11 protein-coding genes are annotated in these 8,888 nt (G+C 35.1%); 10 read left to right on the top strand and 1 reads right to left on the bottom strand.

Annotated features, from left to right (window positions below; translation table 11 throughout):
- Positions 1–201 precede the first annotated feature (201 nt).
- From P8M54_RS04940 to P8M54_RS04985, 10 genes are all read left to right on the top strand, one after another.
- Complete coding sequence (locus tag P8M54_RS04940) at positions 202–867, top strand: hypothetical protein (RefSeq protein ID WP_300285810.1); 666 nt, start codon at positions 202–204, stop codon at positions 865–867.
- 336 nt (positions 868–1,203) lie between these two features.
- Positions 1,204–1,755: a GNAT family protein gene (locus P8M54_RS04945; protein WP_300285811.1), complete on the top strand. Its 552-nt coding sequence runs from the start codon at positions 1,204–1,206 to the stop codon at positions 1,753–1,755.
- Positions 1,756–1,909: 154 nt separating this feature from the next.
- Positions 1,910–2,407 carry a DUF1648 domain-containing protein gene (locus P8M54_RS04950; RefSeq protein WP_300285813.1) on the top strand — a complete coding sequence of 166 codons (498 nt, stop codon included), beginning with the start codon at positions 1,910–1,912 and terminating at the stop codon, positions 2,405–2,407.
- A 54-nt stretch (positions 2,408–2,461) separates the two neighbouring features.
- Entirely contained in the window at positions 2,462–2,857 is a 396-nt protein-coding gene (locus P8M54_RS04955; RefSeq protein WP_300285815.1) for a hypothetical protein, read from the top strand.
- A gap of 183 nt (positions 2,858–3,040) precedes the next feature.
- Complete coding sequence (murQ, locus tag P8M54_RS04960; RefSeq protein WP_300285818.1) at positions 3,041–3,856, top strand: N-acetylmuramic acid 6-phosphate etherase; 816 nt, start codon at positions 3,041–3,043, stop codon at positions 3,854–3,856.
- Between the two features lie 24 nt (positions 3,857–3,880).
- A complete protein-coding gene (locus tag P8M54_RS04965) occupies positions 3,881–4,348 on the top strand; it encodes a hypothetical protein (protein ID WP_300285820.1) in 468 nt (155 codons plus the stop codon).
- Positions 4,349–4,350: 2 nt separating this feature from the next.
- Entirely contained in the window at positions 4,351–4,572 is a 222-nt protein-coding gene (locus tag P8M54_RS04970; RefSeq protein ID WP_300285823.1) for a DUF6095 family protein, read from the top strand.
- Positions 4,572–5,144 (top strand): pentapeptide repeat-containing protein, encoded by a 573-nt coding sequence (locus tag P8M54_RS04975; RefSeq protein WP_300285825.1) that lies wholly within the window; start codon positions 4,572–4,574, stop codon positions 5,142–5,144. Before P8M54_RS04970 ends, P8M54_RS04975 begins: the two co-directional genes overlap by 1 nt.
- Before the next feature lie 114 nt (positions 5,145–5,258).
- A complete protein-coding gene (locus P8M54_RS04980; RefSeq protein ID WP_300285827.1) occupies positions 5,259–5,633 on the top strand; it encodes a DNA topoisomerase IV in 375 nt (124 codons plus the stop codon).
- A 31-nt stretch (positions 5,634–5,664) separates the two neighbouring features.
- Positions 5,665–6,438 (top strand): TerC family protein, encoded by a 774-nt coding sequence (locus P8M54_RS04985; protein ID WP_300285829.1) that lies wholly within the window; start codon positions 5,665–5,667, stop codon positions 6,436–6,438.
- Positions 6,439–6,475: 37 nt separating this feature from the next.
- Here P8M54_RS04985 and P8M54_RS04990 read toward each other — a convergent pair.
- Positions 6,476–8,888, bottom strand: a 2,413-nt coding sequence (locus tag P8M54_RS04990) for a DNA gyrase/topoisomerase IV subunit A (RefSeq protein WP_300285831.1), incomplete at its 5' end; no start/stop codon positions are given.

An 8,888-nucleotide genomic window follows, 5' to 3' on the forward strand; every position in this document is an offset into this window, starting at 1 on the left:
AACTCGAAAAACGCATTTGATTGCGTGCTATTCCTATGATATGTTGCATCTTTAAATATACAACTTTTCTGCCTTATATCTTAAAAAGATGTAGTATATTTGAAGGAAATAAACGGAAGTTTTTTCACAGACTGACGTTAGTGGTTTTTTTGATAACCTCAGGGGATTCAACACTTTTAAAGAAATAATGACATTTTAAAAATGGAAAAATCTATATTCGAAAAGCATCCATCGAAACTGCTTAATGAACTTTATTTAAAAAGAAATTATCAAGGAGCAAATCCTTTAGATGCACAAATTTTATTTGTAGGAAGAGATCCCAATTGGGCAATTGACGTTGAAACTAAAGAAATGTTTAATTACGTTTCTGAATATTTATCTGACGGAATAACTTTTTGGGAAACTTACAATATTCATCATCCATTTTTATTGCCGAATTATAAAGGAGATGGAAAACGTTATCATAAAATTTTCTCGAAACTAAACGTAGAAAGTAATTTGGCAAGCAAAATTTCATTTGTTGAACTTATTGGATTTCCGACAACTGGAATGGCAAAGTCGAACAACAAAATCTTTTTAGAATATTTAATTTCCGCAGAAAATGGAAAGCACTTAATCGAATTGGACAAATTTTTAAGTAACTCTGAAAAAACAATATTTGTAGCTTGGGGTTTACTTGAAGATTTTAAATTTTTAAATATAAAAACTGGATTATTCAGAAAATTAGCAGGAATAGACAAAAGCAAAATGAATATAAACGAGTTAAATCAACACGAAAACATTTATATTCATCGACATTTTTCTGATGCGATTAGTAATGCAACACTTGAAAAAATGAAAACAGAAATAAAGCGGAACATAAGATAAAACAACCGCTGACAGCGGTTTCAAGAGATTGCCAAATATGTGGTAATATCGCGTTTTTCTTTGGAAAGAACTTTGAACATAGGCGAAAATAATTGATGGCGATCTAACAGGCTACCACAACTAAACTCCTGCAATCGATTATAAATCTAGTTATTAAAAACTACCTTCTACTTTAAAAGTTTTAAATTAATAGTTCTATTTTTTATTACTGCCAAGCTTAGCAAGCTTATTTTTTAAGTAGAGATAGTTGCATTCAAGCAAAACAATTCTAAAAAACCTATAATTACGGATAAAGAAGCCAAAATCAACTGTACTAATCACCATAAAACAAACGCGATGACAGCTAAATTTCCGACGCTTAAGACAGAAAGACTTTTACTTCGACAATTTGTTGCCAGCGATATTGAAAATGTATTCAAAGGACTTTCTCACCCTGACATTATCCAGTATTACGGTGTTAGTTATCAAACAATGGAAGCAACCAAAGAGCAGATGGATTTTTTTGCAGACCTAGAAAAAGAAGAAACCGGAATTTGGTGGGCAATTTGTTCCTTAGACAATCAAATATTTTATGGTGCGGGTGGTTTAAACAACTTAAATAAAGAACATAAAAAAGCAGAAATTGGTTTTTGGCTACTACCTGATTTTTGGGGACAAGGAATAATGAACCAAGCTATGCCGCTCCTATGCGATTATGGATTTGACAAACTGGGTTTACATCGAATTGAAGGTATCGTAGAAACCAAAAACACAAATTGCAAAAAAGCAATGGCTAAACTAAACTTTAACCTTGAAGGCACAATGAGAGAATGTGAAATCAAAAACGGAAAATTTATCAGTTTAGACATTTATGCAAAACTGAAGAATAGTGACAGCACAATAAATTAACTGAAACTAGATTTACATGTTACCTTAGTCGATAAATAGTGTGAATTCTGTGAGTTGTAGCCAACCGACGGTAAAAAGCAGCTCAGTAGTACTACATTTGTTCTAATTTTCATAATTTAGAACCCACACTTGATCCATTTTAAAATTCAAATCCATGGAAGAAAGACCAAAATTGACCATAAAACGAACTCCAGTCGACCAAGCCGTTGAAATTGGCAGTTTGTTTTTGATTTTCGCCATTTGGATTTTCGTGTATAGCCACTATGACAACTTACCAAAAACCATTCACACACATTTTAATGGAGCTGGAGTTGCTGACGGTTTTGGGGATAAGTGGATGATTTTTACTCTTCCGTGCATTGCAACAGTTCTTTATATTGCATTAACAATACTAAATAGATTTCCTCATCTATTTAATTACTCGACCGTACTAACCGCCGAAAATGCAATGGATCAATATACAAATGCCACACGTTTGATGCGATATTTAAAGCTAATCGTTATTGTTATTTTTGGCCTGATTGCATTTCAAACAATTAGACACGCTAACGGTCAAACCGAAGGATTAGGAGCCTGGTTTCAGCCACTGACAATGGGTTTGATTTTTATTCCTATCCTGTATTTTGGAGCCAAATCATTGAAGTCAAAATAATAACAAAAGCAAAACGCAATATAATTTAACTTAATTCCGCGAGGTACAATTACTATGAAGTATTTAAATAAATTAGTATCCGTTAAAACAGAAAAAAGAACCTTCTTTCAAATAATTTTTTGGTGGGAAATCAGACGAATTTTATACAATATCATTGTTCTCATTGGCGGTATATTAAGTATAATTATTATGACAAAGGCAGCTTCGGGTCGAGTTCAATTAGAAGCAGGCGAAGATTTGTACGAACCAATAATGATTCCGATTTTTGCTATTTTATGTAACATAGGCTACACTTTGGGCTGGATTACAGAACTATTTGTAAAACGTACTGTTACCTACGGACCAAAAATGTTTAAAATCGGACTTTACTTCACTTTGTTCTGGGTTTTTCTACCTGCAGCAATTTGGGTACTAACTGCATTAACGGATGGCATAAAAAATATATTTTAGCAACCCTCCTACTTGTGCCCGCATGAATGACAATGTTTTTAAATTCCTTTTCCTCTATCGATTCAAATTACCAATTACGAGATTTAATTACTAAAATAAATCCTTAAATGTCTTCTTTTTACAACCTTCAAGAGGATAAAACTTTGTAACTTTGAATCTTCAAAACTTGAACTTCAAACAGCAATGGCATTTATAAAAACTACCGAGCAATCTTCTAAATATGAGCATCTTGAAAAAATGTCTATACAGGAATTGCTTTCCAATATCAATCAAGAAGATAAAACAGTACCGCTTGCCGTAGAAAAAGCATTACCTCAAATTGAAGTTTTAGTAGCACAAGTGGTTACAAAAATGAAAGAAGGTGGCCGCTTGTTTTATATTGGCGCAGGAACATCAGGCCGTTTAGGTGTTGTTGATGCTTCTGAATGTCCACCTACTTTTGGAGTGCCATTTGATTTAGTAAACGGTATTATTGCCGGTGGAGACGCTGCTATTCGTAAAGCGGTTGAAAATGCCGAGGACAATGCCACACAAGCTTGGTTAGACCTACATGAATACAACATAAATACAAACGATGTCGTTATAGGAATTGCTGCATCAGGAACTACGCCTTATGTAATTGGTGGGTTACAAGCATGTAACGACAATACTATCATTACCGGTAGTATTTCATGTAACGCTGCTAGTCCGCTGTCGCAAACGGCACAATTTCCCGTTGACGTGGTGGTAGGACCTGAATTTGTAACTGGAAGCTCTCGAATGAAAGCAGGAACAGCACAAAAACTGGTGTTAAATATGATTTCGACCGCTACGATGATTCAACTTGGAAAAGTAAAAGGCAATAAAATGGTCGATATGCAATTGAGCAACAGCAAACTAGTCGATCGTGGCATAAAAATGATCATGGGTGAGATTCCCGTGAATTACGACCAAGCGGCTGACTTACTCGCAACGCACGGCAGCGTGCGCAAAGCAGTCGATTTTTACCAACAACAATAAACCACTTTTCTAAATTTATAAAAAATGAAATCAAAATTAACCACCTTGTTCTTTCTATTTCTTTGCTCATTTGCTTTTAGTCAGCAACTAACTTATAAAAAAGGACGTGTTTTCAATGACAACAATGTTAAACTAACCAATTCTCAAGTTAAGGAGTTGCTTAGCGATAAACCAGAACTATTAGCGAGTTACAGTGCAGGTCAAACAAAGGCATCTGTAGGAGGTTTTCTATTAGGTTTTGGAACTGGTTTTGTTTTAGTTGACTTAGCTACTGGATTATCGCAAGATAAAGTATACCCATCGGCTTTAACCTTTATAGGATTAGCATCAGCGGCTATTTCGATTCCAGTAATCATAGGACATTCTAAAAAAATAAACAAAGCCATTGATGGATACAACGAAGCGATCTCACCCAATAAAGTAGGTTTCCACATAGAGAAAATCAATATTCTTTCCAACAAAAATGGAATAGGGATGCAATTATCATTTTAATTATGGGAACAAATAAACAATTACTATCGAAAGGTATTCAAAATTTAGCAGGCGCTTTGCCCCTACTATTTATTGGTCCGTCGTTGATTTATAATGCTTTTATGAATCGACAAAATGTGTGGCATTACCTTATTTTAGGAATTGGAATTGTTGCCTGTATAGCCGCCATGTACTTCATGTACAAAGGATTAAAAATAATAATGAAAAGTTTATTTAACGACTGATGGACGAACTGATTCATATTCAAAAAACGTTTGACAAAGTCGCTTTTATTGACAAAAAAGTCAGCAATCGAGAGTTTGAAGACTGTGTTTTTAAAAACTGCGATTTCTCGAATAGCAATTTCTCCAATAATAGTTTTATGGATTGTGAGTTCATCGACTGTAATCTCTCCATGACCCGTTTAGAAAACACGAGTTTGAAAACCGTTCATTTTTCGAATTGCAAGTTGTTAGGTATTGAGTTTTCCAACTGTGCTGATTTTATGTTTGGGGTAAGTTTTAACGATTGTATCTTAGATTATTCTTCTTTTGCCAATAAAAAAATGCCTAAAACAACTTTCGCCTCTTGTTCGCTGAAAGAAGTAAGTTTTATAGGTACTAATTTATCAAATTCTTCGTTTGAAAATTGCAATTTAGAAAACGCCATTTTTAACGATACGCAACTGAAAGAAGTCAATTTCTTGACGGCTTATAATTACAAAATTGATCCCGAATTTAACCCGATGCGTAAAGCAAAATTCTCTACAGAAGGAATTCCAGGATTGCTGGACAAATTTGATATAAAAATTCAATAGCCTTTAAAAACCGATTGTAAACTAGCCCTGATAGTAGTGAAAATCCTTTTTATCCTGATTTTTTTCAGGATAAAAAGATTGAAACGAATAGCAGGATTAAGCTCCAAAAACAAAATGAAAAAACTGATTGTACTGCCGCTTCTTCTACTTGTAGCTTCCTGCTATACCAAGGAACACAATTGTAAAGACTTTAAAACGGGAAAATTTAAATTTGAATATGAGGTCGATGGTGTGAAAAAAACCACACTTTTTGAGCGCAATGATAGCATTGAAATCGAGACGTTTGAAAGAAAAATTGACACTGCTTCGATACGGTGGATTAGCGATTGTGAATATGTTTTAAAGAAGCTTCACCCGAAAAACAAGGCCGAGGAGCAATCGATTGGGATGAAAATTCTTAGCACTTCAGGTGATACCTACACTTTTGAGTTTGGAATGATTGGATCCGACCAGAAACAAAGAGGAACTGTAACAAAAATAGATAACTAACTAAATTAATCGCGACTAAAAAAAACTGAATATGGAAGTATTTTTAAATATTGATGCTTGGATTGCACTGCTAACATTGACTTTTCTTGAAATTGTTTTAGGAATTGATAACATTATATTTATTTCTATCGCTACTGGGAAATTGCCCGTAGAAAGCCGCAAAAAAGCGACTAAAATAGGTATGTTTTTAGCCATGTTTATGCGAATCGCATTGTTGCTAGGAATTTCGTACTTGATTGCCATGAAAGAGCCTTGGTTTTCAATAAATTTTAGTTGGTTAAGTGCGCAGGTTACCGGACAGAGTATCATTTTATTATTAGGTGGCTTGTTTTTGATTTACAAAAGCACCAATGAAATCAGAGAGAAAGTAGATGAAAAAGGACATGAAGAGAAAGAACTAGGAAAAGCAGCAACTAAGTCATTTGGGAGCGTTATTTTGCAAATTATTCTAATTGACTTGGTATTTTCATTTGATAGTATTTTGACTGCAGTAGGAATGACAAATGGCGTTCCTGGCGCTTTATACATCATGATTACAGCTGTAGTAATTTCTGTTTTAATCATGATGCAATTTGCAGTTCCTGTGGGTAAATTTGTAAATACACATCCGTCAATTCAAATTTTAGGACTATCGTTTTTGATTTTGATTGGCTTTATGCTAATCACCGAGAGTGCGCATTTAGCTGATGCATTAGTATTTGGTAGTCATGTAACGCCGGTACCTAAAGGGTATTTGTATTTTGCCATATCCTTCTCACTATTGGTCGAGGTTTTAAATATGAAAGCTAATAAAAAGAAGAACTAAAGACAAAAAAAGCTCCCTGAGGGAGCTTTTTTTTATTTTAAAACAATACGACTTGACCATCTTCATCCAGTTGTATATCAGTATCATCTCCGTCAGGATTGCTGTTCTTTTCAGGAACAACCTCAACTGGGACTTCGTAAGGCAAAGGATCAAGCATATTTACTTGTTTGATCTTATCAGTAGTTACCTGGTTTCCTAAAGCTTTAAAACCTTTCACAGCAATAAAATCAGCAACATCAATGGTTATGCTTTCCTTTTGTACGCCTTTGATTTTTGGAAATATAATTTCGGCTACAGGTCGGTAATCAGTTGAAACGATTTCTAATTGTGAATTAGGGTGTTCCGTAATAAAAGATTCCTCTTTATTTTCTGTTTCTACTAAAAAGCGCTTTAAATAATAGCGTTCTTTTTCGCCATCGTAGTATATGGCCGAAATAGGTTTTTTAGGAACCCATTTCTCTAAAACTACCATATCAGACTCGAAATGCGTTGATAATTCGGGTATAACTACTTTCAATTTTCCGGATTGCTGGACAATTAAAATTTTATCACTTGGTCTAAACTCACCAAGCAATTCTCCTCTTCCGTCCACATTTAAGCGTTGCACGGTTTCGTCATACCATACTTTTCTTGGAAGTAAGGTCGAAATACCTTTCTCTTTAATTTCGATTTTCTTGATTGGATATTTAGAGGCTACATTCCCTTTAGAAGCGCGTCCTTTTATAGCTAATTTAGCAAAATCGATGTCGAATTTCAATTTCTTAATGCTTCCCACTTGGCGCAATAAAACGGTAATTACCTCTGCTTCTCCATTAGGATTGCAAGTGAAATAAAGTATTTGAGATCCCTTAGTCCCGTTCGTTAAATCATAGGGTTTGTCGCGCGTCACTCCTGAAACATTGAATCGTTTAATATAAGACGGACCTGATTTTCCATCGCGATAGATCATATTGTAAATCGTTCGCTTGTCGCTTTTATCAAAAATGGCAATATGAATAATGTCTTTTCCAACAAAGGTTTTGGCATCCACTTTTGTCACCATCATGCTACCATCACGCAGAAAAACAATGACATCATCAATATCCGAACAATCGGTAACGTACTCGTCTTTTTTCAAACTAGTACCTACGAATCCTTCTTCTCTATTGACATATAATTTGGTGTTACGCAACACCACTTTAGTAGCTTCGATGTCATCAAAGACACGAAGTTCGGTTTTTCGCTCGCGTCCTTTTCCGTATTTCTCTTTTAATTTTGCAAAATAAGCAATAGCAAAATCTGTCAAGTTTGCTAAATTATGCTCGACTTCGCGCATTTCCTCCTCTAACTTCGCAATCAAATCATCGGCTTTATCCGAGTCAAAACGAGTAATACGAATCATCGGGATTTGCGTTAATCGTTGCAAATCCTCATCTGTTATAGCACGTACAAATGATTTCGAGAAAGGCTCAAAACGATCGTACATGTATTTGTACAAGGCTTCTCTATCCGAATACAATTTGAAATCAATATACATTTCTTCACGAATGAATATTTTTTCGAGCGTAGAAAAATGCCATTTATTTTTTAACTCTTCTAACTGAATTTCGAGCTCTTGACGCAATAAATCTTGTGTTCTAGCTGTGGAAATTTTCAACATTTGAGAAACTCCAATAAACAACGGTTTATTGTCTTCAATCACACAGCCCAAAGGTGCAATAGAGGTTTCGCAAGCTGTAAAAGCATACAAAGCATCGATTGTTTTATCCGGTGAAATTCCAGGATACATATGAATCAAAATCTCTACATTGGCAGCCGTATTGTCCTCGATTTTCTTGACCTTGATTTTCCCTTTTTCATTGGCTTTCAAAATACTATCAATTAAGGTAGTCGTATTGGTTGAAAACGGAATTTGAGTAATCACCAGCGTATTTTTATCTAATTGGGCAATCTTTGCACGTACACGCACGCGACCACCACGCAAGCCATCATTGTAATTGGATACATCAGCAATTCCCTCAGTTAAGAAATCGGGATATAAAGTAAACGGTTTTCCTTTTAGTATTTTAATCGAAGCGTCAATTAACTCATTAAAGTTATGAGGCAAAACTTTAGTCGAAAGTCCTACTGCAATTCCTTCTGCTCCTTGTGCAAGCAATAGCGGGAATTTTACAGGCAGATTATTGGGTTCGGCACGACGACCGTCATAAGAAACACCCCAATCGGTAATCTTTGGAGAATACAATACTTCCAATCCAAATTTAGATAAACGAGCCTCAATATACCTTGATGCCGCAGCGCTATCTCCAGTTAAAATATTTCCCCAGTTTCCTTGGCAGTCAATCAACAAATCTTTTTGACCAATTTGCACCATGGCATCACCAATACTCGCATCTCCGTGAGGGTGATACTGCATGGTGTGTCCAACGACGTTGGCTACTTTATTGTAACGACCATCATCTAGTTCTTTA

It is taken from the genome of Flavobacterium sp. (assembly GCF_029242675.1).
In the GTDB taxonomy this organism is placed as follows: Bacteria; Bacteroidota; Bacteroidia; order Flavobacteriales; family Flavobacteriaceae; genus Flavobacterium.